We start from the raw sequence: 26,778 nt of genomic DNA, 5'->3' as shown, positions 1-26,778 counted from the left end.
TCGCCCTTGGCGGCTTGAGGTCGCCGGCGAACGAACTGAAAAAATCAACCGTGGAGGAACACATGAAGACGCTTACCACTCTGCTCGCATCGACCGGCCTTGCCCTGTCGCTCGGCAGCGCCGCCCTTGCCCAGGAAAACGCGACCGTCGCCTTCCTGATGCCGGACCAGGCCTCGACCCGTTACGAGCAGCACGATTATCCGGGCTTCAAGGCCGAGATGGAGAAGCTTTGCGCCGGCTGCACGGTGATCTACCAGAACGCCAATGCCGACGTCGCGCTCCAGCAGCAGCAGTTCAACTCGGTGATCGCGCAGGGCGCCAAGGTCATCGTTCTCGATCCGGTCGATTCCGCGGCTGCCGCAGCGCTGGTCGAAATCGCCCAGTCGCAGGACGTCAAGGTCATCGCCTATGACCGCCCGATCCCGGACAAGCCGGCCGACTATTACGTTTCCTTCGACAACCAGGGTATCGGCAAGGCCATTGCCCAGTCGCTGGTCGAGCATCTGAAGGCCAAGGGCGTTCCGGACGGCGCCGGCGTGCTTGAGATCAACGGTTCGCCGACCGATGCGGCCGCCGGCCTCATCCGCGACGGCATTCATGAGGCGCTTTCCGCTTCTCCCTACAAGACGCTCGCCGAATTCGACACGCCGGATTGGGCGCCGCCGAAGGCGCAGGAATGGGCGGCCGGCCAGATCACCCGCTTCGGCGACGAGATCAAGGGCATCGTGGCGGCCAACGACGGCACGGGCGGCGGCGCAATTGCCGCGCTGAAGGCTGCCGGCGTCAAGGAAATGCCGCCGGTGACCGGCAACGACGCAACGATCGCAGCACTGCAGCTCATCATTTCGGGCGACCAGTACAACACCATCTCCAAGCCCTCCGAAATCGTGGCGGCGGCAGCGGCGAACATTGCCGTCAAGCTGCTCAAGGGTGAAACGCCGGAAGCCACAAACAAGCTCTACGAAACGCCTTCGCAGCTTTTCGTTCCGGCCGTCGTGACGGCGGAAAACATCAAGGCTGAAATCTTCGACAAGGGCATCAACAAGCCGGAAGAAGTTTGCACCGGCGAATATGTTGAAGGCTGCCGCAAACTCGGCATCATCAACTAATCCAGCCCATCATGTCCGGCCGCGTTTCTCGCGGCCGGACATTCCGGTCAGTCGAAAGGTGCAAGGGCCATGACAGCCACGCAAAGTCTCCCTCCCAAGGGGCAATCGGTGATGCGTCTCAGCGGCGTATCCAAGAATTTCGGAGCCGTATCCGCGCTGACGGATATCGATCTCGACGTAAAGGCCGGCGAAGTCGTCGCGCTGGTCGGTGACAACGGCGCCGGCAAGTCGACGCTGGTCAAGGTGCTTGCCGGCGTACACCAGCCGTCGTCGGGCACGATCGAATTCTGCGGTCAGCAGGTCTCGCTCGACAGCCCTGCCAAGGCGCTGGGCATGGGCATCGCCACCGTCTTTCAGGATCTGGCGCTCTGCGAAAACCTCGACGTCGTCGCCAATCTTTTCCTCGGCCACGAAATGTCGCCCTGGGCGCTCGACGAAGTCGCCATGGAAGTGCGCGCCTGGACGCTGCTGCGCGAGCTTGCCGCGCGCATCCCGTCGGTGCGCGAACCCATCGCCTCGCTCTCAGGCGGCCAGCGACAGACGGTCGCCATCGCCCGCTCGCTGCTCCTCAACCCGAAGCTCATCATGCTCGACGAACCGACCGCCGCCCTTGGCGTCGCACAGACGGCCGAGGTGCTGAACCTCATCGAGCGCGTGCGCGACCGCGGCCTCGGCGTCATCATCATCAGCCATAACATGGAAGACGTGCGCGCCGTGGCGGACCGCATCGTCGTACTGCGTCTGGGCAAGAACAACGGCATCTTCACGCCCGACTCGTCCAACCAGGAACTCGTTTCCGCCATCACCGGCGCCACGGACAATTCCGTCTCGCGCCGCGCCGACCGCAAGGCCGGCGAAGCACACGAACATCATGGGGGAGCAGCATGAGCCAGAATTCGTCCCAGCCGATGCTGGACCGCAGCGACGAGCGTGTGCGCCACGACGACAGCCTCGCCGCCATGGCCAGAGGTTTCATCGACCGCGTGCGCTCCGGCGACCTCGGCATGTTGCCTGTCGCCGTCGGCCTCGTCGTCATCTCCATCGTCTTTTCCGCGCTGAACCCGATCTTCCTTGCGCCGAACAACCTCGTGAACCTTCTCTTCGACTGCGCCACCGTCGGCGTCATCTCGCTCGGAATCGTCTGTGTGCTGGTGCTCGGCGAGATCGATCTGTCGGTCGGCTCGATGAGCGGTCTCTCCTCGGCCATGGTCGGCGTTCTCTGGGTCAACCAGGGCTGGCCGATCGTCGGTGCCATGCTTGCCGCACTCGTCATCGGTGCGGGCGTCGGCCTGCTTTATGCGACGCTTTACAATCGCCTGGGCATGCCGAGCTTCGTTGCCACGCTTGCCGGCCTGCTCGCGCTGCTCGGCATGCAACTTTATATCCTCGGCCCCACCGGCTCGATCAACCTGCCTTACGCCTCCGCGCTGGTGCGCTTCGGCCAGATCCTGATCATGCCCGACTGGCTGTCCTATACGCTGGCACTCGTGCCCGGCCTCGTCATGATCGGCCGGGGGCTGCGCACCCGCACCCAGCGCATGGCCGCCAATCTCTCGGCTCAGCCGATGCGGGCGCTGATCCTCAAGGCCGCGGTGTTGACGGTCGCACTGGAAGCAGCCGTCTTCTACCTCAATCTCGGCCGCGGCATTCCGTGGATGTTCGCCCTCTTCGTCGCGCTCGCAGTCATTCTCAACTATGCGCTGACGCGTACGAAATGGGGCCGCTCGATGTTTGCCGTCGGCGGCAACAAGGAGGCGGCGCGCCGTTCGGGCATCAACGTCCGCCGAATTTACATGAGCGCCTTCATGCTCTGCTCGACGCTGGCGGCACTCGGCGGCATCCTCTCGGCCTCGCGCCTTGCCTCCTCCAGCCAGCAGGCGGGAACGGGTGATGTCAATCTCAACGCGATCGCCGCGGCCGTCATCGGCGGCACCAGTCTCTTTGGCGGACGCGGCAGCGCCTATTCCGCCCTGCTCGGCATCATCGTCATCCAGGCGATCTCGAACGGTTTGACGCTGCTCAACCTGTCATCCTCGCTGCGCTACATGATCACCGGCGGCGTCCTTGCCATCGCTGTCATCGTCGACTCGCTCGCCCGTCGCTCCCGTGTCAGCCACGGCCGCGCCTAACGAATACCGGAATGGAGTTTTAGATTATGGCTGACCTCATGAAGGGCAAGATCGCCGCCATCACCGGTGCCGCCTCCGGCATCGGCCTCGAATGCGCAAAGACGCTGCTGGCCGAAGGCGCGAGGGTGGTGCTGATCGACCGTGCGCAGGACAGACTGGAACAGCTCTGCAAGGAGCTTGGCCCGAACGCCCTGCCGCTCGTCGTCGATCTGCTGAAGCCGTCCGACGTTTCCGGCATGCTACCGCGCATCCTCGAGATCGCTGGCGGGCTGGATGTCTTCCACGCCAATGCCGGCGCCTACATAGGCGGACCGGTGGCGGAAGGCGATCCGGATGCCTGGGACCGCATGCTGAACCTCAACATCAACGCGGCCTTCCGCTCGGTTCATGCGGTGCTGCCCCATATGATCGAGAAGAAGACCGGCGATATCCTGTTCACCAGCTCGATCGCCGGTGTGGTGCCCGTCGTCTGGGAACCGATCTACACGGCCTCGAAATTCGCCGTACAGGCCTTCGTCCACTCGACGCGCCGGCAGGTAGCGAAGTATGGCGTGCGCGTCGGCGCGGTCCTGCCGGGACCGGTTGTCACGGCATTGCTTGACGACTGGCCGAAGGAGAAGATGGAGGAAGCGTTGGCTAACGGCAGCCTGATGCAGCCGAAGGAAGTGGCCGATGCTGTGCTCTTCATGTTGACCCGGCCGCGCAACGTCACGATCCGCGACCTCGTCATCCTGCCCAACAGCGTCGATCTCTAAGCGCCCGGCAAGCGGCCTATGCCGCTTGCACCGGACATTCCTGATGAAAGGCGACAGACCCATGAATACTTCTTCCTCCGCACGCCCCGCAGGCGGCGAACGCTACCTCATTGGCGTCGATGTCGGCACGGGTAGCGCCAGGGCTGGCCTCTTCGATCTCTCGGGCCGGATGCTGGCCTCGGCGAAACGAGACATTTCGCTGTTTCGCGCGCCGGGCGCGATGGTCGAGCAGTCGAGCACGGAAATCTGGGCCGCCGTCTGCGCCTCGGTGCGCGAAGCCATCGGGAAGGCCCGCGTAGCACCGGAAAAGGTCGCGGGCATCGGTTTCGACGCGACCTGTTCGCTGGTCGTGCTGGGGGAAGCCGGCAAGCCGCTTCCCGTCGGCCCGTCGGAAGATCCGGAACGCGACATCATCGTCTGGATGGATCACCGCGCGGTGGATCAGGTCGAGCGTATCAATGCCGGAGGCTATGACGTCCTGCGCTATGTCGGCGGCATCATCTCGCCGGAAATGGAAACGCCCAAGCTACTGTGGCTGAAGGAAAACCGGCCACAGGTCTTCGATGCGGCCTGGCAGTTTTTCGACCTCGCCGACTTCCTGACCTGGCGCTCGACAGGCGATCTCGCCCGCTCCACCTGCACCGTGACGTGCAAATGGACCTATCTCGCCCATGAGAAGCGCTGGGACCCGAGCTATTTCCACGGCATTGGTCTCGGCGTTCTCGCCGATGAGGACTTTGCCCGCATCGGCCAGCGCGTCGTCGAGCCCGGCACGCCTCTCGGTAACGGACTGACGGAGCGCGCGGCCGCCGAACTCGGCCTTGCCGTCGGCACACCGGTCGCGGCCGGCATGATCGACGCCCATGCGGGCGGTATCGGCACGGTCGGCGTCGATGGCCCGCCGGAAAACAATCTCGGTTATGTCTTCGGCACCTCGTCCTGCACCATGACCACCACGCGCGAGCCAGTCTTCGTGCCGGGCGTCTGGGGGCCTTACTTCTCCGCCATGGTGCCGGGCATGTGGCTCAACGAGGGCGGCCAGTCGGCGGCCGGCGCCGCCATCGAGCAACTCATCTCCTTCCACCCTGCGGCAGCCAAGGCTAGGGAACTGGCAGAATCGCGCGGGCTTTCCCTGCCGGTGCTGCTGGCGGAACTCGCGGCGGAGAAAACAGGCACGCTTTCAGACGTGGCGGTGCTTGCGGACGGACTGCATGTCGTGCCCGAATTCCTCGGCAACCGCGCGCCCTTTGCCGATCCGCATGCCCGCGCGGCCATCGTCGGGCTTGGCATGGAGCGGGATATCGAAAATCTAGTCGCTCTCTACATCGCCGGGCTTTGCGGCATCGGTTACGGTCTGCGTCAAATCATCGACGCGCAGGCGGCAGCCGGAGCCCCGATCGACAAGATCGTCATCAGCGGCGGTGCCGGGCAACTCGATCTCGTGCGTCAGCTTCTCGCCGACACAACGGGCAAGCCGCTGCTTGCCACGCGGGCGGAAGAGCCGGTGCTGCTGGGTGCCGCCATTCTCGGCAGTGTCGCCGGCGGCACTTTCCCGGATGTGCGCTCCGCGATGGCGGCCCTTTCGGCAACCGATCGGACCTACCAGCCAGCCGGTGGCGAGACCGCCGGTCTCCATGCCAGACGCTACGAGGCCTTCCGGCGTCTTCAGGATCTGGCGCGCGAACTCCGCTAAGACCAATCGACTTTCAGGGCGGCCAGATCACGGCGGCGAAGAGACGGGTAACGCCTCTTCGCTCCGCAAACGCTTTTTGTTTTCAAATAAGCGGCCAGGGATTCCCGCAAAAATGCAATTTTCGCGACAGCGGGCGCAAAACAGCACCGTGTCGAAGGAACGTTGCGCGTTTCCAGGGGTTGGTGGGCATTGATAGGAGATTCCCGTGCGCAAAGTTCTGGTTGTTGAAGACGAAGTACTGATCCGATTGACATTGGTTGACGCGTTACATGAGGCGGGTTTCGACGTCGTCGATACGGGGTCGGCCGACGACGCGCTCGAGATCATGAACGAGCAGACAATCCATCTGCTCTTTACAGACATCCAGTTGCCGGGCAAGCTGACCGGTGTTGATCTCGCCCAGATGGTTGCCGAACGTTTTCCGGACGCCGGCATTATCGTCGCATCGGGCCGGATACGGCCGACAGGCGCGGATTTGCCGACCGGGGCTAAATTCTTTGCAAAACCATACCGCTTCGATCAGATCATTGCATCGTTGAAAGCGATGAGCCGCCGCTAAGATTGCCGAGCACCACGACCACATGGCTTCACCATAGTTCCGACAGCGCAATCGGCATGATCCATGGCATAACATGCAGGACCGAATCCGAGAGACCTTCATGAAGATTGCAAACGACGCCGGACCCATTTCATCGAGAGAACGCTTCCTTGAAGCGATCGTTCAGAGTGCCATCGATTATGCCATCATATCGATGGACCTCGACGGCCTCGTAACGAGCTGGAATGAAGGGGCTTTCAATATCCTGGGCTGGAAAGCCGAGGACATGATCGGAAAACCGGCCACTATTTTTTTCACCCAGGAAGACCGGGAAAGCGGCATTCCCCAAAAGGAGATGACGGCCGCGCTCAACCGCGGCCGAGGCAGCGACGAGCGATGGCACCTGCGCGCGGACGGCACGATGTTCTGGGCCTCAGGCGAGATGATGGCACTGTACGCATCCGATGAACAGATCATCGGCTTCATCAAAATTCTTCGCGACAGGACCCAGGAACGCGAACGCGCCGAACGTGAACGTCTCCTCATGCACGAACTCGGTCACCGGATGAAGAACACGCTGTCCGTCGTCCAGGCGATCGTGACGCAATCCCTGCGCAATGCGGTTTCCCTCGACGATGCGGCCGAAAAGCTTCAGTTGCGGATCGCCGCCTATGCCAAGGCCCATGACATCCTGCTGCAGAAGGATTGGGTCAGCGCGACGCTCGCAGACGTCGTGGAAGCCACTAAAATGAACATCGGTCTGGACGGGAGCACGCGCATCCTGTCGAGTGGGCCGGATATTCAACTCGGGCCGCAGGCGGCCCTGTCCTTTTCAATGGTGTTCCACGAACTTCTCACCAACGCGTCGAAATATGGAGCGTTGTCGAATGCGCAGGGCCGCGTCGAGGTAAAGTGGAACGTCGAACGCCGCGATGACGTGGAAACCCTGGTCGCATGCTGGCGGGAGATCGATGGTCCGCCCATACCCAGTGCCGAACCGGACCGCAAGGGTTTTGGCTCGCGCCTGATCGTCTCCAGCCTGCAGGCCTTTGGCGAGGCGAATATCTCCTACAGGCCCGAAGGACTGACCCTCCTTGCCGAATTGCCGCTCTCGAAAATTCAGGTCCAGAATGACTTGTCGGCCATCGACAAGTCCTCGCCTTGATGCGGAAGCAGGCTCGCGGCCAACAAAAAAGGCCGGGGCGAAACCGCACCGACCTTCCTCATCATCGCTTGTCTACCTGTGCCAGTACATCCGTGGTCAAAAGCATAAAGCGATGCCGGCCAATTGCGAGCGGCAGAGATTTTCCAGCGCTCATCAGCAATGCCGATAAGCACCATATAGAGGCCGACTGTGTCGAAAACAAGTTCGGCAGGCATATTCATTTCAGGATTGCGGGCAAACCTTCGGTCCTTGTCTCCAGGCAACCTGAATTGATTCATTGCTAAAGGATAGAAACGGGTCCACTGTACTCGTTCCAGCAGCCATCTTACGGGCGCTGCTGTTTGAGGGTTGATTACCCTGGCCCCAAGCGAGGAGGACACCATGTCTTCCATATTCCATCAGCCGCAGAAATATGAAGTTGCGACCTTGGCTGGCTACGCCGTATCCGCGGCAAGTCTTGCAATGGTCATTTACATCCTGAGCAGAGGATGGCTCTGGTAATCCTCGACGACGGATTGAGCCAGCGTCAATTTTGATGCGACGGAAAAGCGATGCTCGAAATGACTGAAAGAACGACCCGGACCGAAATCACATTCACGCATCCGTTTCACCTGCAATCCCTTGCAGACCCTCTGGAAGCAGGAACGTATCGCCTGGTCGTGGACGAGGAATTGATCGAGGGCCTCAGCTTCACGGCCTACCGGCGCGTCGGAACCCATCTCGAGATTCCCGCGATCTCGGTCGGGATGGCGAAGCGCCAGTTCCTTCAGGTGTCACCGGCGGAAATCGATGAGGCATTGGCCCGCGACGGGCAAGCCGTGCAGGCGGGACCGCGCTTCATCCCCTGATCACGCCAGTTGATCGCGCATCGTCAAAGCGTTCTCGATGGCCGCACCGGAGGCGGTATTGTCGAAGACGCACCAGCTGCCGGCGGCGAGACGCTTCCCAAAGGTTCGTATTTCGGCCTCGTCGTAGTTGGAATAATACATCCGGGGAGTGCCGTGCAGCCGGACATATTTCGGCGGTTCGGTAAAATCCCCCGCCCCCCAGACCGGCGCCGGGTCGGCCAGAACCCGGTCGATGGCAAAGCGTCGGAGCACCTCTTCCGCCGACGGCGAGGCCCAGCCTGTGTGGCGCGGTTCAATCACGATCATGCCCGGAAAAGCATCGCGCATCGCCGCGAACGCGGCCGTCACCTCGGCGGCATCGAATCTGAGGCTGGGAGGTAATTGGCAAAGCAACGGGCCAAGCCTGTCGCCCAACCCTGAAACGTCTCCCAGGAACGCGTTGAAGAGGGGACCGATCGACCGCAAGCGCTGCTCATGGGTAATCTCCCGCGGCAGTTTGACGGCAAAACGAAAGTCGTCCGGCACAACGCTCGCCCAGCGCTCGAATGTCTTCCTCTGATAGTGGCGATAGAAGGTCGAATTGATCTCGGCGCCGTTGAAGACGGTTGCATAGCGGCTGAGCCCGCTCCCTTTTTCGGGAAAAAGGTGCGCCACGGTCTTCGGGATCGACCATCCGGCTGTCGCGATAAAAGGCACGTTTCCTATCCTGTCTGACGAAAAAAAATGGCCGGCAGATGCCGGCCATTTCCTGAACCGTTTAACGCCTGTAGCGCAGGCGCTCCTGTTCGATTTCCGCCGGACCATACGGGTCCAGCGTATCGTCGAACTCGGACCAGCCCTGTTCCGCGTAGACTGCACGGCGCTGGTCCGGGTCGACCCAATTCGACTTGCGAAGAATGGCTTCCGCCTCCGCCCGGAGGCTGTCGTCGACCTTTGCGGTCACGAGCGTACCGCCGCGGCGAACACCCTCGGCATAGACATGGGCGTGGGCTTCGGGAACGCCGGATTCGGTCAGAGCGCCTATGAGCCCGCCCGCCGCACCACCTGCCACCGCGCCGGCAACGGCGCCTGCGGCCGTGGCTGCAAGCCAGCCGGCAGCCACCACCGGCCCTACGCCGGGAATGGCCATGATGCCGAGCCCGGTCAGCAGACCGCCGACACCACCGACAGCCGCGCCGATGCCTGCACCCGTGCCTGCGCCTTCGGCAGCATTGGTTTCGGTGCGGTGGCGTCCGTCTGCATTGTTGGAAACGATGCTGATATCGCTGGAAGGCACACCGCTTGCCTCAAGGGCGCTGACGGCGGTGCTCGCATCGGAATAGTCGTCGAAAAGTCCGGTAACGGTTTTCATGGAAACCTCCTGCAAAATGAAATTAGTTGGCGACGATGTTGCCCTGATAGTCGAGTGCGACATTCACGGCCTTGCCGTCCTTTGTCGCCTTGGCCTGCCAGACTCCCTTGTCATCCAGCATGAGGCCGGTAACATCGGCATATCCGGCTTCCGTGAAACGCTCCTTCGCCTGGTCCTCGGTGAAGCTATTGGCACCGGCTACCGGGGCGGTCGCGTTCTTGGTATCGGGCGTGGCCACGGCCGGCATATCGCCATCGGTCGCTGGTGCCGTGGATGTCTGAGCGAAGGCGCCAAAAGTCGATGCGCCCGCAAGCGCTGCGGCTAGGAGAAGTTTTTTCATGATTTTTTCCTCGTTGGAACCTGAGAGCAGGCCCAGCAGAAACACCTCGCCGGCCACATAGTTCCGCCGGCCGAAATAGAAAATGGCGCCCCACCGCCGCGGCGCCGTCATTGCCTCCATGTCCGCGCCGCGCGTGCGCACCCTTATATTTCGTATCCGGCAAGGCAGATTTATTGTGCAGCGCAGCAACCATATCGCCGCCGATGGGTTAGGGTGTATGCGCCAGTCCGGCGTGCTATCTGGAGTCCTCCCATGAGATCCTTATCCGATACACTCGAACGCCTTGCACGGATGCGCTCGGTGAACCCCGTCTTGCCGACCGGCTCCATCCTGAGGAAGCTCGATCACTTCGGAGACAACCCCGGCGACCTCACAGCCTGGTGCCATGTGCCGAAACATCTGCCGGCCGCACCGGCCCTGGTGGTCGTGCTGCACGGCTGCACGCAGACCGCCGCGGGCTACGATGCCGGCTCCGGCTGGTCGGCCCTTGCCGAGGACTACGGCTTTGCGGTTCTGTTTCCCGAACAGAACAGGCAGAACAACGCGAACCTCTGTTTCAACTGGTTCAACGCCGCCGACACGCGACGCGGCCAGGGTGAGGCCATGTCCATCCGCCAGATGATCGCCGCTGTCGTTGCCGAACACCACGTCGATGAACGGCGCATCTACATCACCGGTCTCTCCGCCGGCGGCGCGATGGCAAATGCCATGCTGGCCTGTTACCCGGAGGTCTTTGCCGGCGGCGCCATCATCGCCGGCCTTCCCTATGCGGTTGCCGCGACCATCCCCGAAGCGTTCGACCGAATGCGCGGACAGGGACTGCCCGGCACCGGCGCATCGCAGGCAAGCCTGCGCGCAGCCTCCCGCCATGAAGGCGCATGGCCGACAGTTTCCGTCTGGCAGGGAACCAGCGACAATACGGTGGTACCGCAAAATGCGGCCGCAATCATCGCACAGTGGCGAGGCGTACATTCCGTCCCGGAGCAACCCACCCAGGTCGAGACGATAGACGGACATTTGCGATCGGTGTGGCGCGACGATCGCGGCGTCGATGTGATCGAACTCCACAAGATTTCCGGTATGGGGCACGGCACGCCCATCGACACCTCCTGCGGATATGGCAGCGCATCGCCCTTCATGCTCGATGTCGGCGTTTCGTCGACGGTGCTGATCGCACGAAGCTGGGGCCTTGCCGCATCCTTCGAGCGCCGCGAGCGAACGCACGCCCCAACGTCAGCGGAAAGCATGGCGACCCCGCAAACGCCGCCGAGTGGCGGTGTGGGAGGCAGCATTCAGATGGTGATAGAGAATGCGTTGCGCTCAGCCGGGTTGATGAAATGAGGGACGTCACAGGGACCATCCCGGATTTTTTTCAGAGGCGAAGGAACGTCGTTGCGGTTCAATGGTTGTAGGAGTCTCTTCCTCATGAAAATTGGATCGGACACCGGCATGCCCACCGAGAAGACATTGAACGACCTGTTTCTCGATACGCTCAAGGATATCTATTTCGCCGAAAAACAGATTCTGAAGGCTCTGCCGAAAATGGCGCGCGCCGCCCAGTCGGAAGAAGGCAAGGCGGGCTTCCTCCAGCACCGCGACGAAACCCAGGGCCAGATCGAACGCCTCGACCAGGTGTTCGAGCTTCTGGGTAAGCCGGCCCGCGGCAAGACCTGCGAAGCGATCCAGGGCATCATCGCCGAAGGCGAAGAGATCATGGAGGAATACAAGGGAACCGCCGCGCTTGACGCGGGCCTCATCTCGTCGGCCCAGGCCGTCGAGCATTATGAGATCGCCCGCTATGGCACGCTCAAGGCCTGGGCAAAACAGCTGGGCCTGAACAGCGCGATCCCGCTTCTGGATGCCAATCTCCAGGAGGAGATCGCCACCGACAAAAAGCTCACGGCGCTCGGCGAAACCTCGGCAAACGCCGAGGGTTCGCTGAAGAAAGCCGGCTAGACTGCGAACAACACCGATCAGACCGCCTTCCGGGGCGGCCTTTTTGTTTCGGCGCCATCGGCGCCCTTCTTCATCCTTCAGGAGCCTCATCATGGCCAGAAAAACCACCGCACGCGACAGAACCGACACCGCCACGATCCACGATGTGAAACTGAAGCGGGGAGCCGGCGGCGAGCTTCACCAGACAGCCGAGGACGACACGCCCGTCCTGACGACGGCCCAGGGCGGGCCGGTCGCCGACGACCAGAATTCGCTTCGGGTCGGCCCGCGCGGGCCGCTCGTCGTCGATGACTTCCATTTCCGCGAAAAAATCTTCCATTTCGACCACGAGCGCATTCCCGAGCGTGTCGTGCACGCCCGCGGCTACGGTGCGCACGGCTTCTTCGAGACCTACGAATCCCTGGCCGCCTATACGAGGGCCGACTTGCTGCAGCGTGCGGGCGAACGCACGCCTGCCTTCGTCCGGTTCTCGACGGTCGCCGGCAACAAGGGCTCGGCAGACCTTGCCCGCGATGTCCGCGGTTTCGCGGTCAAGCTCTACACGCAGGAAGGCAACTGGGATCTCGTCGGCAACAACATTCCGGTGTTCTTCATCCAGGATGCCATCAAGTTCCCGGATCTCATCCACGCCGCCAAGCAGGAACCCGACCGGGCCTTTCCGCAGGCGCAGACCGCCCACGACACCTTTTGGGACTTCATCAGCCTGACGCCGGAAAGCATGCACATGGTTATGTGGACCATGTCGGACCGGGCCATTCCGCGCTCCTTCCGCTTCATGGAAGGGTTTGGCGTCCACACTTTCCGGTTCATCAATGCCAAGGACGAATCGACCTTCGTTAAATTCCACTGGAAGCCGAAGCTGGGCCTTCAGTCCGTGGCCTGGAACGAGGCCGTCAAGATCAACGGCGCCGATCCCGATTTCCATCGCCGTGACCTCTGGCAGGCGATCCAGTCCGGCAATTTCCCAGAATGGGAATTGCAGGTCCAACTCTTCGACCAGGATTTCGCCGATAGCTTCGATTTCGACGTGCTCGATCCGACGAAGATCATCCCGGAAGAACTTCTGCCGCCGCAACCCGTGGGCCGGCTGGTGCTCGATCGCATGCCGGACAATTTCTTCGCCGAGACCGAGCAGGTCGCCTTCATGACGCAGAACGTGCCGCCGGGCATCGACTTCAGCAACGACCCGCTGCTGCAGGGCCGCAACTTCTCGTATCTCGACACCCAGCTGAAACGGCTTGGCAGCCCGAACTTCACCCATCTGCCGATCAATGCGCCGAAATGTCCCTTCGCGCATTTCCAGCAGGACGGCCACATGGCGATGCGCAACCCGCAAGGCCGGGTGAACTACCAGCCGAATTCGTTCGATGAGGGTCCGCGTGAATCCCCGATGCGCGGCCATCGCCCCTTCCCCGCGGAAGAACAAGGCGTCAAGGCACGCCTGCGTCCCGAAAGTTTTGCCGATCACTATAGCCAGGCCCGCCAGTTCTATATCAGCCAGACCCCGCCGGAGCAGCGCCATATCGCGGCGGCCCTCACCTTCGAACTGAGCAAGGTCGAACGACCCGTTATCCGTGAACGCATGGTATCGCATCTTCTCAATATCGACGAAACACTGGCGGCGACGGTCGCCCAGAAGCTCGGCTTCCAGTCGATGCCCAAACCCGCCGATGCCGCCGTGCAAACCCGCCAGGATCTCGACCCCTCGCCGGCGCTCAGCATCGTCGAAAACGGGCCGAAACGCTTCGAAGGCCGAAAGCTCGGCATTCTGATCACCGATGGCGTTGACGCCAAACTGGTGAAAGGACTGGCGGCGGCGATCGAAAAGGAGAAAGCCGTCTGTGAATTCATCGCACCCAAGGTCGGTGGCGTCACGGCGTCGGACGGAACGTGGATCGAGGCGCATCATATGATCGACGGCGGCCCCTCCGTGCTCTTCGACGCCGTCGCGCTGCTGACATCCGCCGAGGCCATCGACGATCTGGTAAAGGAAGCGACGGCTCGCGACTTCGTCGCCGATGCCTTCCAGCACTGCAAGTTCATCGGCTATGACTCCTCGGCCATGCCTCTGCTCGAGAAGGCCGGGATCGCCGACGCGCTTGACGAAGGCGTCCTTGCCCTGCCCGGTGAAACGGGACTTTCCGGCTTCGTATCGAACCTCGGCAAGCTGCGCGTCTGGGGGCGGGAGCCGTCGGTCAAGCTCGGCAAGGCCTCGCCGCCGGTCAAATAGAATCACGGGCGCGGCAGCAATGCCGCGCTTCCCCATGGGTCTTTCGACATCGAGGCGCGGCTACGCCAATGTGCGTGGTCGCGTCGCTCCGCCTTCGTTTTCCCACTCCTGTAGATCGGTTTCATCAGAACGGAAGTGGATGCCGAGCGGACGAAAGGCAGTCCTGCGGACAAGCGGCAATCCCTGGATGGCGTAGCGGGGAAGAAGCGGGGCAAAGAAAACGCTCGGCTTCGTCGACGGGCCGAAGGATCGCTTCAGCTGTTCCGCCAGTTCATGCGGTGAAGCTTCGCCGGAGAGAACCAATTGTACCAGCAGCAAGGTGGCCGTGTTGAGTTTTTGCTTGCCGTCGACAAGCACATCCGGGCTGTATCCCGCAGAACGCAGCACGGATCGGATCATCTCCATTTCGCTCGATGAAAGCGTCGACATTGCGTCATCGGAAGACATGTCGTCCTCCCGCGGTCGGGGCCAGGGTAACAAACCCTCAAGCAGCAGCGCCCGTGACATGGCTGCTGAAGCGGCCAGTGTGAGCCTGCCGCGCGTCGTTAGCAAGCGTTCAATCGAGGTGCATTCGCCGTTCCGTCCGGGACACGTGATTGTGTTGGTCGCGTCCGCATTTTGGGCGTAGGCTCGACAGGAAAGCCCGTTGCCAATCTGCGAGCCCCGCAGGCCGTGCCGATATTATCGGGAGTGGTGTGCGTGAATCAGTTCGAAAATTCACAGGACGCCCAGATACTCGCGCTGGCCATCGTCCAGACCATTCCCGAGCCGTTCGTGGTTCTGGACGACCGATTCCGCGTGATCGCCGCCAACGATGCGTTTTACCGCACATTTGATATCGACCCCGCGCAATCGCACGGGATCACGCTCTATAATCTCGACGACAAGCAATGGGATATCCCGGTCTTGCGCGATCTCCTGAAAACGGTCATTCCCCAGCATCAGACGATAACCGACTTCGAATTCGAACGCGACCTTCCGCGGCTGGGTCGCCGCACCATGCTGCTCAGCGCCAGGACAGTGCGCTATGCGGGGTCCGAACGCTCGAATACTTTGCTGGCATTCTGGGACGTCACCGAGGCGAGGCAGGCCCAGACGCAAAAGCAGGTGCTGCTGGAGCATACCGAACGGCTGCTGCAGCAGCAGCGTATCCTCTTCCAGGAAATGCAGCACCGGGTTGCCAACAGCCTGCAGATCATTGCCAGCATCCTCATGCTCAAGGCGCGGGCCGTGACGTCGCAGGAGACCCGCCATCATCTCGAGGATGCCCATCAAAGGGTGATGTCCGTAGCGGCGGTGCAGAACTATCTGCATCTGACCGACGGGATCGACCAGATCGAGGTCGGCGCCTATTTGAGGAAACTCTGCACGGGGCTCGCCGCGTCCATCGTGCTGGAGAGCAACCCGGTAACCATCGACGTCACCGCCGACGAAAGCTTCATTCCTTCCGCGAGCGCCGTCAGCCTCGGCCTCATCGTCACCGAACTGGTGATCAATGCGATCAAATACGCCTTTCCCGACCCGAAAACGGAGGCGCGCATTCTCGTCAGCTATGAGGTCCAGGGCGAGGACTGGAAGCTGGTGGTATCGGACAACGGTATCGGCAGAAGTGAAACCAACGCCGCTCAGGAACCCGGCTCGGGCCTCGGCACCCTCATCATCAAGGCGCTGGCCGAACAACTCGACGCACGCATGGCGATCGTATCGAGCGAGGCCGGTATGAAAGTGGCGATCACGCGGGCAACGTTCACGTCGCGGCTGCCGGACACGGCTTGAGGCTCGGCCGGAACAGCGCGTCAGGCATGACACGCGCACAACTTTTTAACGAGACGCGTTATTGGAAAACTAATGGTTGACGCAGTCGCACGGACACGCTACAAGGGGACATCGAATTTGCTTGCTGAGCTTTGCTTGTTGCGCGATTAGCACCGCGTTCTGAACGAACCTTTCCTTTCAAAATCGCTATCATCCTCCGCGGCGCTTTGGCGTGGCGGTTTCTCAATGCTGCTACGAAAGGGTTCTTCATGACCACTGGCACAGTTAAATGGTTCAATTCCACCAAGGGCTTCGGCTTCATCCAGCCTGACAATGGCGGCGCCGATGCGTTCGTCCATATCTCCGCTGTCGAACGCGCCGGCATGCGCGACCTCGTCGAAGGCCAGAAGATCGGCTTCGAACTGGAGCGCGACAACAAGTCGGGCAAAATGTCGGCCTGCAATCTCCAGGCTGCCTGAACGGGTTTGCGCTTTCCTTTGACCACGGATGTACTGGCACTGCCGGAAGCGCGCCACCCCAAAACAAGGCCAGGCAATTTGCCTGGCCTTTTGTTTTTCCGCTCGCCTGGCGAGCCTCACCCACCGGAACACCCATGACAGATAAATACAGCATCTCGCGCCAGAAGGCCGAGATTGCCTTCAGCCATATCCAGACGCCGTTCTTCGCAAAGGACAAGGCGCTGGACGAGCTTGATTCCATGACCCAATCCCGCGAGGCCAAAACCTTGCGGCTGCGTGAGGAGCGCCTTGCCAAGGAATTGTCGGACCGCATGTCGGCCACATCCGCCCTGCTTGCCAAACGCGCCGGCGCGCGATGATCCTTTTCACAACACCGTAGTCAGGACAGACATTTGAAGAACACCAGAGACAACCAGCTTTCCGACCGCCGCGCGGCATCCGCCGATGCGAAGTCGGCCCTCTTGAATGCCTACCGTGCAGCCCAGCTGACCGCGGCACCGGCCAAGGCGGCGCGTCAGGCCGAACGCGCTCTCGTCGCCGCGGCGCGGGACGAACGTCGCCAGGCGCGCGAGCGCATCAAAATGGAAGAGCAGGCCCGCATCGAGACCGAAGCGGCCGAGCGGCAAGCCACAGCGGACGCCGCTGCGCTTGCCGAAACGGAAGCCCGCGACAGCGCCGAAAAGGCCCGCGTCGCGCGGGTGATCGAGGATGAGGCGGCGCGAAAGGCCGCGCGTGATCTACGCTACGCCAACCGGAAGGCCAGACAAGCCTAGGCTTTTACGGATCGACATAGCCCGGCGGAAACGCGCCGGGCACGACATCGGCTGCGAACGCGAGAACGGGACAGCGAGGCTGCTTGTTCTCGGCGACGCCTGCGGCCGGGTATAAAATAAAATATTAATTTCATTTGCTTTTTTTGGATTAAGGCGCAAGCTCGGTCTATCCGGATTGCCATTGGCTCCAGGTCCGAGCGCGGGCCGTATCGATCCCGATAATCATCGATTAGAGGGAATAGAGTCATGTCGTTCAATGAAAACACCACGAAAGCAAAACCCTATATCGTCGGCTTCGTTTTGGGCCTTGTGGCCGCACCCATCATCGCGTTCAGCGCCGGATGGGTCTCGACGACCGCCGCACGCGCCGACGCCGTCAAGACCGCGCGGGTAGAGGCCTTTGCGGGCGTCTGTTCGGCCAACGCAGGACGGATCGCCACCGCAAGCAACACCGATCTTGCGACGATCAAGGGTTACGACAACCGTGCCAAGCGCGACGAACTCGTCGCCGCAGCCATGGCTGATATCCAGGTTCCAGCCGACCTTCTGAGCAAGGTCACCTTCGACTGCGGACATACATTGTCCTGATTGGGCAGAGTTACTTCGCTCGGTTTGCCGCGGCGGCCATTTGCATGCGGGCTGCCTTCAAACCCTCGGTCTTGACGCGGTCCGCTTGCCGCTTTTCCTCGATGAGGGCTACGGCGACCGCTTTGGAACTCTCAAAATCTCCTCGTGGAGACAGTCCGCGTGGTCTACGTTTATCATTGTGCATGGTTGCACCTCCGATCAGCGGCCACGATAGTCCGATCCGGCGGCGCCGCAATAACATATGACATGCTGCGCGGAAGGAGCGGCCGCCCGACCGGCGGGTGGCGTGCCCCGGTTTTAAAGTTCGACTTTTACATTGTCGCCCATATCGGGGCGAACGTCGGAAATTGCCGCGGCAAACATCTTGATGTAGCTGACGACGGTTCCAGGGCTATCCCAGTATTCCGCCGAGGCCGGCTCCACTTTCAGGACACGGATGGATGGATCGTCCGCGTCGTCCCACCACGCCTTCGCCGGGGTGGAGAACAGATCGCGTATTCTCTCGCGATCGTTGGAAACAGTCGCCTTACCGGAGACGGAGATATATTTCTGGCCTTTTGAATCCGCGAAGGCGAGGCAAATCTCCGGGTGTTCGCTGATCTCGTCATCCTTGTGACCATCGACATCCGTCAGGAAATAGATCGCGTTTTCCACGCGTTCCACATGGGCGGCCATCGGTCGCGCCCGGATGTCCGGCCCCTTCCGGGTGGCCAACATGCAGAACCTGATTTTTTCCATGAGGTCGTAGGCGCGCTCGACATCGGTCGTTTTCTCGGACATGCGGCTTTCTCCTTTGTGAGCAGGGTTAACCCCTTGGAACGCCTCTGGTTCCAATGATCGCCATCGGCCGCTTGCGCGACAGGAGAGGGGTCGTGCGCACCCGGTTTTCGGTGTCCTGTTTTCGTCTAAGGAAAGAAGACCGGCGGGCGCGGAACAAACGTAGTCCGGGCTAGTTCAAAGACATCACCAGCGCGTGAAATCTAAAGGAACTCCACTATGACAGCTCCCGGCGTCACAGGTGACGAAGCGACCGCCGACAACGCCCGCACGAGGGCTGCGGAAGCGATAGCGCGAGCCCAGGCGACTACGGCAGCCATTTCAACCGGCGCCGTCCTCGGCTTCATCGCACTGGTCCTCGGCGCAGTCGCAGCCTGGTTCGGCGGTGTCAGCGGCACCAGGCGTGCCGCGCTCGTCGACGCATCGGATCGATGTGTTTCCTGAATGCGTCGCCGGCATCCCGCCGGCGATTTCTCCAACCAAAGAACGGATACGAAAATGGCCGACGTCATGAAGCTTGAAGACCTGTTCCTCGATACGTTGAAAGATGTCTATTTCGCCGAACAGAAGATCGTTGAAACCCTCCCGGAGATGGAAGAGGCAGCCACGAGCATCCAGCTCAAGGACGCTTTTACCAAACATCTGGCGGAAACCAGGGTTCACATCGACCGTCTCGAACAGGTGTTCGAGATCATCGGTGAGGAGCCCGAAGCCAAGACCTGCGATGCCATCCTCGGCATTACCGACGAGGGCGCCGAGATCATGGAAGACTATGAAGGCTCCCCTGCCCTCGACGCGGGACTGCTCGCCGCGGCCCAGGCCGTCGAACACTATGAAATGTCCCGTTACGGCACCTTGAGAACCTGGGCGCTGGAGCTTGGTCTCAACGATGCGGCCGGCCTCCTGCAGACGACGCTGGATGAAGAACAGGCGACCGATCTCGCCCTGACCGCCATCGCAACATCGGTGGTCAACCAGAAGGCCGATGCCTGACCTCGCCGTCAATAGGTCCGCGGCAAACGCGCCGCGGATTTACAACATTAGGAGAATGACATGGAAATCATAGGCAAGCAGATCCACGACGAGAAATCGGCCGTCACCGTTGAATTCGTAGGAGAAGGCGGTGACGTCGTATCCGTCCATTTGAAGAAGGACGCAGACGGCCATCTCAACCGGCTCAATGCCGAAGAGAAGGCCAAGGCCGTGATGATACAGATCGCGACCTTCGACACGGGCAATGCCGGGTTTGCCGATATGGATGCATCGTTCGCTTCCGAAGACCCGCAACCGGCTTATTTCACCCTGAGAACCGCATCGCCTTCTCCCCCCAAGGGGGACGAGTCGCCGGCGGTCATATCGCTTCGGAGCGCTCGGTCCGCACAGGATACCGGCACCTTGGAAGAGCATCTCGACGAAGGACTGGAATCGTCATTTCCAGCGAGTGATCCTGTGTCTGCGACCGTCAGCACCATTCCGAGCGGCCGCACCGAGAACCCCGCTGCCGCAAACGACTGATGAGAGCGATACGGGCGGCTTTAAATCCCGCCCGTACAAGACGTGCATGATGTCAGCGGATACGGCGTATCGCACGGCTCAGAGGTTCGTATTCGCACCGCTCGCCATTGGATATCCGCGCCGACAACAGGCCGTTCTCGCAAGCCCGGTCATCGTCCCAACCCGGATGGTTGACGATAGGATAGAGGCAGATACCCTCGATGGGAACGCCGGCGTTCACGGCGGCCCGGACCTCGGCGTCGACATATTCGATCCAGCCTGCGCGCCGGTCCCCCTCAATGCCGGTTTCCGCTATGAACATCGGCTTGCCATAGCGGGCGTAGGTCTCGATCAGGATCGTCCTCAGCGGCTTGTAAAGCGGATGATCCATATCGATCGGCGGGCCGCCATGTATCCACTGGTTGTTGTGGTAGTAGTTCACGCCGATGATATCGAGATACTTTTCAGTGCCGCCGATCTGCGGCCACATCCGCCCGGCCAGCAAATCCCACCCCTGGAACTGGGATTGACGGTGGCCTTCGGCCGCCAGCCGCTCCCACGGACGAGACGGCTCCCAGACCACATTGATGACGGGGTCGCAGTGGACGAAGCGAGCCCTTGCATCGACGGCAAGGACGGCATCCATGGCAGCGATCGACGCCCGCGCCAGTTGCACCTTCAATTCGAAACCGCGCCCATGGGCGAAGGGATTGAGATAGCCCGCATCTCCACCACCCCATGAGAAGAACGAGATTTCGTTCACGGGTGCGTAGAAGGGAACCTCGTCGCTTTCGGCGCGCACGACCTTAGCCGTGGCACCGGCAAAGCGGGCAAAACGGTTCACGAAGTCCGGCGACCAGATGTCGACGACATCCGGCCAGCCGTAATGCAAGAGATCCCAGATAACCTGCGTTCCGGTCTCTTTCGCCGCACGCAGCATGGGCAGGAAGCTCGACCAGTCATATGTTCCGGGCACAGCTTCGACCAGATGCCAGCGCAGGCCGTCACGCACGGTCCTGATCGAATGTCGGGCGAGTTGCCGATAGTCGTCTGCGGCATGAACATCATGGCCGGTGGCGGCGATCACATCCAGCCGTCGGCCGCTCGTCTCGCCCTCGCGTCTGCGCAGGCGGTGCGTGGAACACTCGAACCCGCCCTGAAGGAAGGACTTGAACAGCCCGGTGCGTCCCGCCTTCGTCCGCTCGCGCACCACCTCTTGGATCAGCCGTTGCCATTGCGGCGTGACGGCAGACGCGCTGTAATGCGTTTCGATCTTGCGCCGCAGCGCCTGTCCCAACGTCCTGCGCAGCGCGGCGGACACGACAAGGGTCTTCATGGCCGAAGCGACGGCGACCGGATCGCCAAAGGGCACGAACAGACCGGAGACCCCATCCTCTATCTGCTGCAGAGCGCCATTATCAGGCGTGGCGATGACGGGCAGGCCAGCCGCCCCCGCCTCGGCGATCACATGCGGCATGCCCTCGCCCTTCGACAGCCAGGCAAAGACATCGAAGGCAGACAGCAGCGCTGGAATATCCTTGCGGTCTCCCAGAAACGCCAGCGCGTCCTCCAGCCCCCGCGACAGGGCGAGCGCCCGCAACCGGAGGGCATAATCCGGCATGAAGGCATCGGGGCCGCCGACGATTACAAAGCGCGCGGACTTATCATCCTCATGCAACAGCGCCGCCGCCTCGATAAAATCCTCGACATTTTTCTTCGGATCGAGCCGTCCGACCCACCCGATGAGAACGGCATTTTCGTCCACACCCAGCGATGCCCGCATTTTACCGCGCGAACCGGGATCGAACTCCGAAAGATCGACCATCGAGGGTATTTCGAGAGCATCCTTTTCACGGCCGGGCATATGCGAAGCGGCCGCGTCGCGAATGGACCGACAAACACCGACATAGCGATTGGTGAAGTGCTTCGGCCCCGCCAGGGCTTCCGAAACCAGCCCGCCATGCTCGATGAGCGGCGGGCGAAGGTGAAGGCGTTCCAGTGCCGGATAGATGTCGGCCACATTCTGGCAGGAAACCACGACGTCATAGCCCGCGATCTTGTTGGCCAGATAGGAAACGGTGTCCTCGAACGACAGCCCGTAGGGCGTCGTATCGACATCGACACCCAAAGCCGTCAATTGCTCATGGGTCTGGGCGGGCATGCCGGGCTTGTGGAAACAGGCGACGACATCGATGCGGTAGCGCAGACGATCGAGATTGCGGGCGAGAAGCCGCACCTCGGTCTCCTCCCCTCCGACTACCAGCCAGGCGAAAACGAACAGGATGCGGGTCGGCGGATCGGACGGTATCATTCGTTGACCTTGAAAACGATCTGCAGGAATTCCGGCCGGTTCTCCACGAGATCGGCAAGGAAGCGCGGCCCGTCCTCGAAGGGGACGACATGCGTGATCATATGTTCGGATATGAGCGCACCCTGGCTTTTCATCAGCTTGAGGGTTTCCCCGGCAAGCCGCCGCCTGTCCCACAAAGGCGCCAATCCGCGCGGCACGCGGTTGATCTGGGCGCAGCGGATGTTGAGGCCGTTGTGATGAAACTCCTCCCCCAGCCGCAAAGCCTCGGCACCGCCCTGATAGAAGGCAAGATCGATGACGGTGCCCTGAGGCCGCAACGCTTTCAGCGCCAGGTGCAGGCTTCGGGCATGCGCCCGTGTCTGAAACACGACATCGGCACCGCGATCGCCGCCGCCGTTGTGAAATCGGGACTTGGCATGCTGCCAGGCGTCGTCCTCGGTCATCGCCGTCAGCCCCATGGCCTCGGCCTTGCTCCGGCGAAATTCCGAAGGGTCGGCGACGATGACGCTGGACGCCCCGAGATCCCGCGCAAAAAGTGCGGTCATCAGCCCGACTGTGCCGGCGCCGAGCACCACGACTTGACGCCCCGCAATACCGGCACCGAGACAGGGCACGTTCACCCCGAAAGCATCCGCGTCGGCATGCAGGATACCGTTGGCCGCGATCGGCCCCATCTGCGCGACGAAAACGCCGAGGATGGGATCGACGTCAGCCGGCACCGGCACCAGCACGTCGTGGAAAGGATCTGCTGTATGGCCGCTTTTATGCGCATAGGTCGTGGCGACGACTTCCCCGTTCGCAAAGCCGGAAGTCCGCGATTCCACCACACGCGCCACTTCCATGTAGCCTAGGAATGGCACCGGGTAGCGAAGGTCAGGCTCGTTTTCGATGAACACACCGCGCCCACCATCGAACCGGGAATGGAAATAGGGATTGGTGTTTTTGATGAACGTCAGCTCGGTGCCCGCGGAAAAGCCGGTATAGAGCGTTTCCAGACGGACATGGCCGTCGGCCGGCGGGCCTTCCTCGTACTCAAGGAAGTATGCCCGTCCCGGCGCCTCGATCCCGAGAGAGCGTATGACGCGATGGCCGGGCGGCAATTCCCTCGGTCGCTCGATCCGAGGTTGATGCCGCAGCGGGGCCATCGGGTTGCGATCGATCGCGGGCGGGTCGAAGCGGATGGGCTTGCCGCTGCGGGCGGAAGCGGCAACGGCAAGCGCAAGCCGGTGTGTCGCCAGCGCATCGGCATAGGCGCAGCGAATATGATTGTCTCCGCCGCGGACGGCGTCGACAAAAGCCCGGTCTTCCCGCCAGACGGGGTCGCCCTCCGCCTGCCGCACGGGCCGGCCGGCCCCCACGTCGACCATGATGTCATGATCGGTCAGTTCGATCGCAAGCCGATCGGCGAAGATGTTCAGCCCGACCTTATGGTTCCAGCCGAGAAGACAGGTCGATGAGATATTGGCGATAACCCCGGATTGAAACGTGAGGTTAGCCGTCGTGACGGCCGGCACGTCGAGACCCGGAAATTCCTCTCGATCCTTGAAACCGGCACGCCCGTAAACATCCGTGACTTCGCCGACGAGAAAGCGGGCGAGATCGATAATATGGGTAGCCTGCTCGACCATCTGTCCGCCGGAACGATCTCTCTTCCACCACCATTGCGGGGGCGGCGTCTGGTCGAGCCAATAGCCCGAAAGTAATTGCGCCGGATTTTCTGCAAGAAGCTGCCGGGCCTCGTCCACCGTATCGAGATAACGCCAGTGATAACCGACAGCCGTGATCAGTCCGGCGGCGTCGATCGCGGCCGACAGCTCTTCCGCCAGCTCGATGTCGAGCGTTATCGGCTTTTCGACGAAGAACGGAATGCGCCGGGCGATCAGATCCCTCTCGGCATCCCCGTGGGCAAAGGGCGGGATGCAGATATAGACCGCATCCAGCGCCTCCATCTCCAGCATGGCGCCGTGATTGGCGAAGGCCTTCGCGCCGAACCGGGATGCCGCCTGCTCCGCCCTACCGAAATCCGGGTCGGCAAACGCCACGAGGGAAACGTCATCGAAGCCGGCCAGAATATCGAGGTGGCGGTGGGCAATGCCGCCGGCCCCGATGAAGCCGATACGCGTCTTGTGCATGGAACATTGTCCTTGTTGTGTAGCGTCCTGCGAAAGAAAACGCCCGTAGACGGCCTGGGTTTCAGAGGCCATGCGCTGCGCCGAAAACCCTCTCTGGAAACGCATCCGGCCGACCTGACCAATGGTTTGCGCCTGCGTCGGGTCCGCAAGAGCGCGAATGACGGCCTCGGCTATCGATGACGGATTTCCCGGCTCTGCAAGAAACGGATGTTCCGCTCCAAGCGCCTCGATCGTGCCGCCGATGCCGGTCGCCACCACCGGCAGGCCGAGGGACATGGCTTCGAGCACCGCCAACGGCAACCCCTCGAAGCGCGACGGCAGGACGAAGAGATCGGCGATAGCCATGAGACCTGCAACGTCGGCCCGCTGGCCGAGGAATTGCACATGCGTCTCGAGACTCAACTCCTCGGTCAGCGCCCTGACAACGTCCTGTTCCTCGCCCTGGCCGACGAGGAGCAGGACCACCGATGGATCTGCCGCGATAATTGCCGGCATGGCGCGGATCAGGGAGACGTGATCCTTCTGTCCGGAAAACCGGGCGACCGTGAGGAGGACTTTCTTTCCCGCAAGCCCGAGTTCGGACCCGAGAACCTTCTCGCCCCCCATTGCCTCCAGTGCAAAAATTCCGTTCCTGACGACGGTTATGCTGTCTGCAGCGACACCGTTGCTCTCGAAGCTCAAGCGGGACGCTTCGGAAACGACGATGTGATGCGCCAACAGCGCACGCTCCTGCCGATAGCGCTCCTTCTGCACATCATCCGTCAGCAGATAGGGAAGATGCTCGGTGCGGATGACAGGGATGCGGCAGGCGACGCCCGCCCGCGCGATATCATGGCCTTCCCAGCCAATGCCGGCATGAACATGGAGCAGCGATACGCTGCCGGACCGGAGCCAGTGTTCGAACGACGCCATCTCGTCGATCGACTTGATCGCCAGCCCGTGACCTGAGGCGCATTGGAGCAGACCGGACGCATCCGGCGCAGCAATAATGATATCGAATTCCGACTGCAGCGCGCGCGCCAGCGTCAGCATATGCTCGCCCATGCCCGACGGCTCCATGCTGTCGGTTGCGAGCACTATTCGAGGGCGCTCGCCGCTCATGATACGCCGATGGCGACGGTATCACCCAAGCCCCGACGATAGCTCTGCCTGAGGGGCTGATCGTCCAGAACCCGCCGGGTCAGGGCTTCTTCCACCAGAGCGGTCATCGCCTGGAACGTCCTGTCCCAGGACGAACCGGCAAGCATCGCATCCACCGAGGCCAGCCAACCGGCATCCTTCCTTGCCAGTGCAAGCGCGGCATCGCAGGCCAGGGCAAAGTCGGCCGCAGTTCGCGCAAGAAATACACCCTTCGTATCGCCATAGTGGCGCACTACGTCGGTAATTGGCGTACTGACCACCGGGCGTCCCGATGCCAGGTATTCGGGGGTCTTGGTCGGGCTGATGAACTTCGTCGCCTCATTGAGCGCAAACGGCATCAGGGCGGCATCCCATCCGGCAAGATAGGCCGGCAGTTCGTCATAGGATTTCTTGCCGAGGTAGTGAATGTTCGGCGCCTTCGGCAGATCATCCGGCGCAATCTTGGCAACCGGGCCGACAAAGACGAAAGACAGGTCGGGCCTTGCCTTTGCCACGGCCTCGATCAGCGCAAGATCGAGCCGCTCGTCGATGACGCCGTAATAGCCGAGCCTGGGACCTTTGATGGAGCGCTGGTCGAGGGGCTCGGCGACATTTCGCCGGGCAGCGCGAAAATGACCTGCGTCAACGCTGGATGGAAAGGGATGAATATTGTTGTGAAGCGCGCGCTTGGCCTCGTAGAGACTATATCCGCCGGTAAAGATCACATCGGCGCGGGCAATCAGCGCAGCTTCGATTTTCGCCAGATTGGGCGGAGCGAATTTGAAATTTGCCAGTTCATCCATGCAATCATAGATGACGGCCGACGCATCCACATGACGCGCAAAATCGTACATCATCGGCGTGTAGAACCACAGGATCGGCCGTGCTGGACCGAGGAGCCCGAGCAGATCGTCCAGAAGCTTGCTCAAGGCCCGCTCTCGCTCGTCCTCGCTCCAACCCTGCGGGATACGTGGCCGCACCGACTTGACGGTCGTGCCCGCGAAAGCATGGATTTCCAGATAGGCAAGGTGGTGGTCGGTCGGGATATATTCCTCGAAGAAGAAAACCTTTCGTTCCTTTGCGAACCGTTCCATCAGGTGCTGAGGACGTTGCAGAACGAAGTCCCAACGCAGATGAGAAAAACAAATCATCGGCGCGCTGCGCGATGACACGACATGCGAGGCCTGAGAAATGGGACTGGAGAGATTCATTGTACATCCGTACTTGAGAGACGGA

Annotated in this window: 27 protein-coding genes and 1 pseudogene; 19 read left to right on the top strand and 9 right to left on the bottom strand. The window is 61.6% G+C overall.

Translation table 11 applies throughout. The annotated features are described in order from the left end of the window. Positions 1-62: 62 nt before the first annotated feature. The 7 genes from ASC86_RS12440 (at position 63) to ASC86_RS12410 (ending at position 7,389) form a co-directional block, all read left to right on the top strand. A complete protein-coding gene (locus ASC86_RS12440) occupies positions 63-1,109 on the top strand; it encodes a sugar ABC transporter substrate-binding protein (RefSeq protein ID WP_056321235.1) in 1,047 nt (348 codons plus the stop codon). Between the two features lie 69 nt (positions 1,110-1,178). Continuing rightward, on the top strand, positions 1,179-1,997 hold the full coding sequence (locus ASC86_RS12435) for an ATP-binding cassette domain-containing protein (protein WP_056321232.1): 819 nt from the start codon (positions 1,179-1,181) through the stop codon (positions 1,995-1,997). After that, positions 1,994-3,238, top strand: coding sequence for an ABC transporter permease (locus ASC86_RS12430; protein WP_056321231.1), 1,245 nt, complete (start codon positions 1,994-1,996; stop codon positions 3,236-3,238). Before ASC86_RS12435 ends, ASC86_RS12430 begins: the two co-directional genes overlap by 4 nt. A 26-nt stretch (positions 3,239-3,264) precedes the next feature. Then, positions 3,265-3,993 (top strand): SDR family oxidoreductase, encoded by a 729-nt coding sequence (locus ASC86_RS12425; protein WP_056321227.1) that lies wholly within the window; start codon positions 3,265-3,267, stop codon positions 3,991-3,993. A 61-nt stretch (positions 3,994-4,054) separates the two neighbouring features. Next, positions 4,055-5,686 (top strand): FGGY-family carbohydrate kinase, encoded by a 1,632-nt coding sequence (locus ASC86_RS12420; protein WP_156387033.1) that lies wholly within the window; start codon positions 4,055-4,057, stop codon positions 5,684-5,686. Between the two features lie 205 nt (positions 5,687-5,891). After that, positions 5,892-6,245 (top strand): response regulator, encoded by a 354-nt coding sequence (locus ASC86_RS12415; RefSeq protein WP_056321222.1) that lies wholly within the window; start codon positions 5,892-5,894, stop codon positions 6,243-6,245. Positions 6,246-6,345: 100 nt separating this feature from the next. Then, positions 6,346-7,389 carry an HWE histidine kinase domain-containing protein gene (locus ASC86_RS12410; RefSeq protein ID WP_056321219.1) on the top strand — a complete coding sequence of 348 codons (1,044 nt, stop codon included), beginning with the start codon at positions 6,346-6,348 and terminating at the stop codon, positions 7,387-7,389. Here the strand turns inward: ASC86_RS12410 and ASC86_RS25805 are convergent. Further along, positions 7,344-7,781 carry a hypothetical protein gene (locus ASC86_RS25805; RefSeq protein WP_156387032.1) on the bottom strand — a complete coding sequence of 146 codons (438 nt, stop codon included), beginning with the start codon at positions 7,779-7,781 and terminating at the stop codon, positions 7,344-7,346. The two genes, ASC86_RS12410 and ASC86_RS25805, sit on opposite strands and share 46 nt — an antisense overlap. Positions 7,782-7,949: 168 nt before the next feature. On the opposite strand from ASC86_RS25805, the gene ASC86_RS12405 reads away from it, so the two are divergent. Next, on the top strand, positions 7,950-8,237 hold the full coding sequence (locus ASC86_RS12405; RefSeq protein ID WP_056322524.1) for a hypothetical protein: 288 nt from the start codon (positions 7,950-7,952) through the stop codon (positions 8,235-8,237). Here ASC86_RS12405 and ASC86_RS12400 read toward each other — a convergent pair whose 3' ends face one another. The 3 genes from ASC86_RS12400 to ASC86_RS12390 all read right to left on the bottom strand — a co-directional run bounded on the left by ASC86_RS12400 (position 8,238) and on the right by ASC86_RS12390 (position 9,928). Beyond that, a complete protein-coding gene (locus ASC86_RS12400) occupies positions 8,238-8,933 on the bottom strand; it encodes a DUF72 domain-containing protein (protein ID WP_056321217.1) in 696 nt (231 codons plus the stop codon). Positions 8,934-8,994: 61 nt separating this feature from the next. Further along, positions 8,995-9,588, bottom strand: coding sequence for a general stress protein (locus tag ASC86_RS12395; RefSeq protein WP_056321214.1), 594 nt, complete (start codon positions 9,586-9,588; stop codon positions 8,995-8,997). Between the two features lie 22 nt (positions 9,589-9,610). After that, positions 9,611-9,928: a hypothetical protein gene (locus ASC86_RS12390; protein WP_056322521.1), complete on the bottom strand. Its 318-nt coding sequence runs from the start codon at positions 9,926-9,928 to the stop codon at positions 9,611-9,613. Positions 9,929-10,180: 252 nt separating this feature from the next. Between ASC86_RS12390 and ASC86_RS12385 the strand changes: the two genes are divergently transcribed. The 3 genes from ASC86_RS12385 (at position 10,181) to catE (ending at position 14,114) form a co-directional block, all read left to right on the top strand. Further along, positions 10,181-11,269, top strand: a complete 1,089-nt coding sequence (locus ASC86_RS12385; RefSeq protein WP_056321211.1) for a PHB depolymerase family esterase — start codon at positions 10,181-10,183, stop codon at positions 11,267-11,269. A gap of 108 nt (positions 11,270-11,377) precedes the next feature. Beyond that, positions 11,378-11,884, top strand: a complete 507-nt coding sequence (locus ASC86_RS12380) for a ferritin-like domain-containing protein (protein WP_056322518.1) — start codon at positions 11,378-11,380, stop codon at positions 11,882-11,884. A 91-nt stretch (positions 11,885-11,975) separates the two neighbouring features. Further along, positions 11,976-14,114 (top strand): catalase C, encoded by a 2,139-nt coding sequence (gene catE / locus ASC86_RS12375; RefSeq protein ID WP_056321208.1) that lies wholly within the window; start codon positions 11,976-11,978, stop codon positions 14,112-14,114. Positions 14,115-14,174: 60 nt separating this feature from the next. Here the strand turns inward: catE and ASC86_RS12370 are convergent, their stop codons facing one another. Then, positions 14,175-14,561 carry a hypothetical protein gene (locus ASC86_RS12370; protein WP_056321204.1) on the bottom strand — a complete coding sequence of 129 codons (387 nt, stop codon included), beginning with the start codon at positions 14,559-14,561 and terminating at the stop codon, positions 14,175-14,177. A 252-nt stretch (positions 14,562-14,813) separates the two neighbouring features. On the opposite strand from ASC86_RS12370, the gene ASC86_RS12365 reads away from it, so the two are divergent. The 5 genes from ASC86_RS12365 (at position 14,814) to ASC86_RS12345 (ending at position 17,709) form a co-directional block, all read left to right on the top strand. After that, positions 14,814-15,890 (top strand): histidine kinase dimerization/phosphoacceptor domain -containing protein, encoded by a 1,077-nt coding sequence (locus tag ASC86_RS12365; RefSeq protein WP_056321201.1) that lies wholly within the window; start codon positions 14,814-14,816, stop codon positions 15,888-15,890. A 248-nt stretch (positions 15,891-16,138) separates the two neighbouring features. After that, on the top strand, positions 16,139-16,348 hold the full coding sequence (locus tag ASC86_RS12360) for a cold-shock protein (RefSeq protein ID WP_056321197.1): 210 nt from the start codon (positions 16,139-16,141) through the stop codon (positions 16,346-16,348). 134 nt (positions 16,349-16,482) lie between these two features. Further along, complete coding sequence (locus ASC86_RS12355; protein ID WP_056321194.1) at positions 16,483-16,707, top strand: hypothetical protein; 225 nt, start codon at positions 16,483-16,485, stop codon at positions 16,705-16,707. Between the two features lie 33 nt (positions 16,708-16,740). Next, positions 16,741-17,121, top strand: a complete 381-nt coding sequence (locus ASC86_RS12350; protein ID WP_056321191.1) for a DUF6481 family protein — start codon at positions 16,741-16,743, stop codon at positions 17,119-17,121. Between the two features lie 246 nt (positions 17,122-17,367). Further along, positions 17,368-17,709, top strand: coding sequence for a hypothetical protein (locus ASC86_RS12345; RefSeq protein WP_056321189.1), 342 nt, complete (start codon positions 17,368-17,370; stop codon positions 17,707-17,709). A 297-nt stretch (positions 17,710-18,006) separates the two neighbouring features. Here ASC86_RS12345 and ASC86_RS12340 read toward each other — a convergent pair whose 3' ends face one another. Beyond that, the gene (locus tag ASC86_RS12340; RefSeq protein ID WP_056321186.1) at positions 18,007-18,489 is read right to left on the bottom strand and encodes a pyridoxamine 5'-phosphate oxidase family protein; all 483 of its coding nucleotides are present in this window, start codon (positions 18,487-18,489) and stop codon (positions 18,007-18,009) included. A 216-nt stretch (positions 18,490-18,705) separates the two neighbouring features. On the opposite strand from ASC86_RS12340, the gene ASC86_RS12335 reads away from it, so the two are divergent. From ASC86_RS12335 to ASC86_RS12325, 3 genes are read left to right on the top strand one after another with little or no spacing between them, the layout of a single operon-like run. Continuing rightward, positions 18,706-18,930 (top strand): hypothetical protein, encoded by a 225-nt coding sequence (locus ASC86_RS12335; RefSeq protein WP_056321184.1) that lies wholly within the window; start codon positions 18,706-18,708, stop codon positions 18,928-18,930. 54 nt (positions 18,931-18,984) lie between these two features. Continuing rightward, positions 18,985-19,479, top strand: a complete 495-nt coding sequence (locus ASC86_RS12330) for a ferritin-like domain-containing protein (RefSeq protein ID WP_056322515.1) — start codon at positions 18,985-18,987, stop codon at positions 19,477-19,479. 60 nt (positions 19,480-19,539) lie between these two features. Then, positions 19,540-20,001 (top strand): hypothetical protein, encoded by a 462-nt coding sequence (locus tag ASC86_RS12325; protein WP_056321181.1) that lies wholly within the window; start codon positions 19,540-19,542, stop codon positions 19,999-20,001. Between the two features lie 52 nt (positions 20,002-20,053). Here ASC86_RS12325 and ASC86_RS12320 read toward each other — a convergent pair whose 3' ends face one another. The 3 genes and pseudogenes from ASC86_RS12320 to ASC86_RS12310 all read right to left on the bottom strand — a co-directional run. Further along, positions 20,054-22,291 (bottom strand): glycosyltransferase, encoded by a 2,238-nt coding sequence (locus tag ASC86_RS12320; RefSeq protein ID WP_056321179.1) that lies wholly within the window; start codon positions 22,289-22,291, stop codon positions 20,054-20,056. Next, positions 22,288-25,467 carry a glycosyltransferase gene (locus ASC86_RS12315; protein WP_056321178.1) on the bottom strand — a complete coding sequence of 1,060 codons (3,180 nt, stop codon included), beginning with the start codon at positions 25,465-25,467 and terminating at the stop codon, positions 22,288-22,290. The genes ASC86_RS12320 and ASC86_RS12315 overlap by 4 nt, the downstream gene beginning before the upstream one ends. 95 nt (positions 25,468-25,562) lie before the next feature. Then, positions 25,563-26,636 (bottom strand): annotated as a pseudogene (locus ASC86_RS12310) (glycosyltransferase); the annotation flags it as partial. Positions 26,637-26,778: the final 142 nt, after the last annotated feature.

Origin of the sequence: Rhizobium sp. Root1212 (assembly GCF_001424985.1) — a bacterium.
Taxonomy (GTDB): Bacteria; Pseudomonadota; Alphaproteobacteria; order Rhizobiales; family Rhizobiaceae; genus Pararhizobium.
The sequence above is the reverse complement of the archived record's forward strand: the minus strand, read 5'-3'. Positions and strand labels throughout refer to the sequence as shown.

Excerpts from the sequence above, each read along its gene's own strand:
- catE (WP_056321208.1), top strand. The coding sequence starts at position 11,976 with ATGGCCAGAAAAACCACCGCACGCGACAGAACCGACACCGCCACGATC.
- ASC86_RS12410 (WP_056321219.1), top strand. The coding sequence starts at position 6,346 with ATGAAGATTGCAAACGACGCCGGACCCATTTCATCGAGAGAACGCTTC.
- ASC86_RS12420 (WP_156387033.1), top strand. The coding sequence starts at position 4,055 with ATGAATACTTCTTCCTCCGCACGCCCCGCAGGCGGCGAACGCTACCTC.
- ASC86_RS12320 (WP_056321179.1), bottom strand. The coding sequence starts at position 22,291 with ATGATACCGTCCGATCCGCCGACCCGCATCCTGTTCGTTTTCGCCTGG.
- ASC86_RS12355 (WP_056321194.1), top strand. The coding sequence starts at position 16,483 with ATGACAGATAAATACAGCATCTCGCGCCAGAAGGCCGAGATTGCCTTC.
- ASC86_RS12335 (WP_056321184.1), top strand. The coding sequence starts at position 18,706 with ATGACAGCTCCCGGCGTCACAGGTGACGAAGCGACCGCCGACAACGCC.
- ASC86_RS12325 (WP_056321181.1), top strand. The coding sequence starts at position 19,540 with ATGGAAATCATAGGCAAGCAGATCCACGACGAGAAATCGGCCGTCACC.
- ASC86_RS12385 (WP_056321211.1), top strand. The coding sequence starts at position 10,181 with ATGAGATCCTTATCCGATACACTCGAACGCCTTGCACGGATGCGCTCG.
- ASC86_RS12340 (WP_056321186.1), bottom strand. The coding sequence starts at position 18,489 with ATGTCCGAGAAAACGACCGATGTCGAGCGCGCCTACGACCTCATGGAA.
- ASC86_RS25805 (WP_156387032.1), bottom strand. The coding sequence starts at position 7,781 with ATGGAAGACATGGTGTCCTCCTCGCTTGGGGCCAGGGTAATCAACCCT.
- ASC86_RS12380 (WP_056322518.1), top strand. The coding sequence starts at position 11,378 with ATGCCCACCGAGAAGACATTGAACGACCTGTTTCTCGATACGCTCAAG.
- ASC86_RS12425 (WP_056321227.1), top strand. The coding sequence starts at position 3,265 with ATGGCTGACCTCATGAAGGGCAAGATCGCCGCCATCACCGGTGCCGCC.
- ASC86_RS12330 (WP_056322515.1), top strand. The coding sequence starts at position 18,985 with ATGGCCGACGTCATGAAGCTTGAAGACCTGTTCCTCGATACGTTGAAA.
- ASC86_RS12395 (WP_056321214.1), bottom strand. The coding sequence starts at position 9,588 with ATGAAAACCGTTACCGGACTTTTCGACGACTATTCCGATGCGAGCACC.
- ASC86_RS12360 (WP_056321197.1), top strand. The coding sequence starts at position 16,139 with ATGACCACTGGCACAGTTAAATGGTTCAATTCCACCAAGGGCTTCGGC.
- ASC86_RS12435 (WP_056321232.1), top strand. The coding sequence starts at position 1,179 with ATGACAGCCACGCAAAGTCTCCCTCCCAAGGGGCAATCGGTGATGCGT.
- ASC86_RS12440 (WP_056321235.1), top strand. The coding sequence starts at position 63 with ATGAAGACGCTTACCACTCTGCTCGCATCGACCGGCCTTGCCCTGTCG.
- ASC86_RS12430 (WP_056321231.1), top strand. The coding sequence starts at position 1,994 with ATGAGCCAGAATTCGTCCCAGCCGATGCTGGACCGCAGCGACGAGCGT.
- ASC86_RS12370 (WP_056321204.1), bottom strand. The coding sequence starts at position 14,561 with ATGTCTTCCGATGACGCAATGTCGACGCTTTCATCGAGCGAAATGGAG.
- ASC86_RS12345 (WP_056321189.1), top strand. The coding sequence starts at position 17,368 with ATGTCGTTCAATGAAAACACCACGAAAGCAAAACCCTATATCGTCGGC.
- ASC86_RS12405 (WP_056322524.1), top strand. The coding sequence starts at position 7,950 with ATGACTGAAAGAACGACCCGGACCGAAATCACATTCACGCATCCGTTT.
- ASC86_RS12315 (WP_056321178.1), bottom strand. The coding sequence starts at position 25,467 with ATGGGCGAGCATATGCTGACGCTGGCGCGCGCGCTGCAGTCGGAATTC.
- ASC86_RS12390 (WP_056322521.1), bottom strand. The coding sequence starts at position 9,928 with ATGAAAAAACTTCTCCTAGCCGCAGCGCTTGCGGGCGCATCGACTTTT.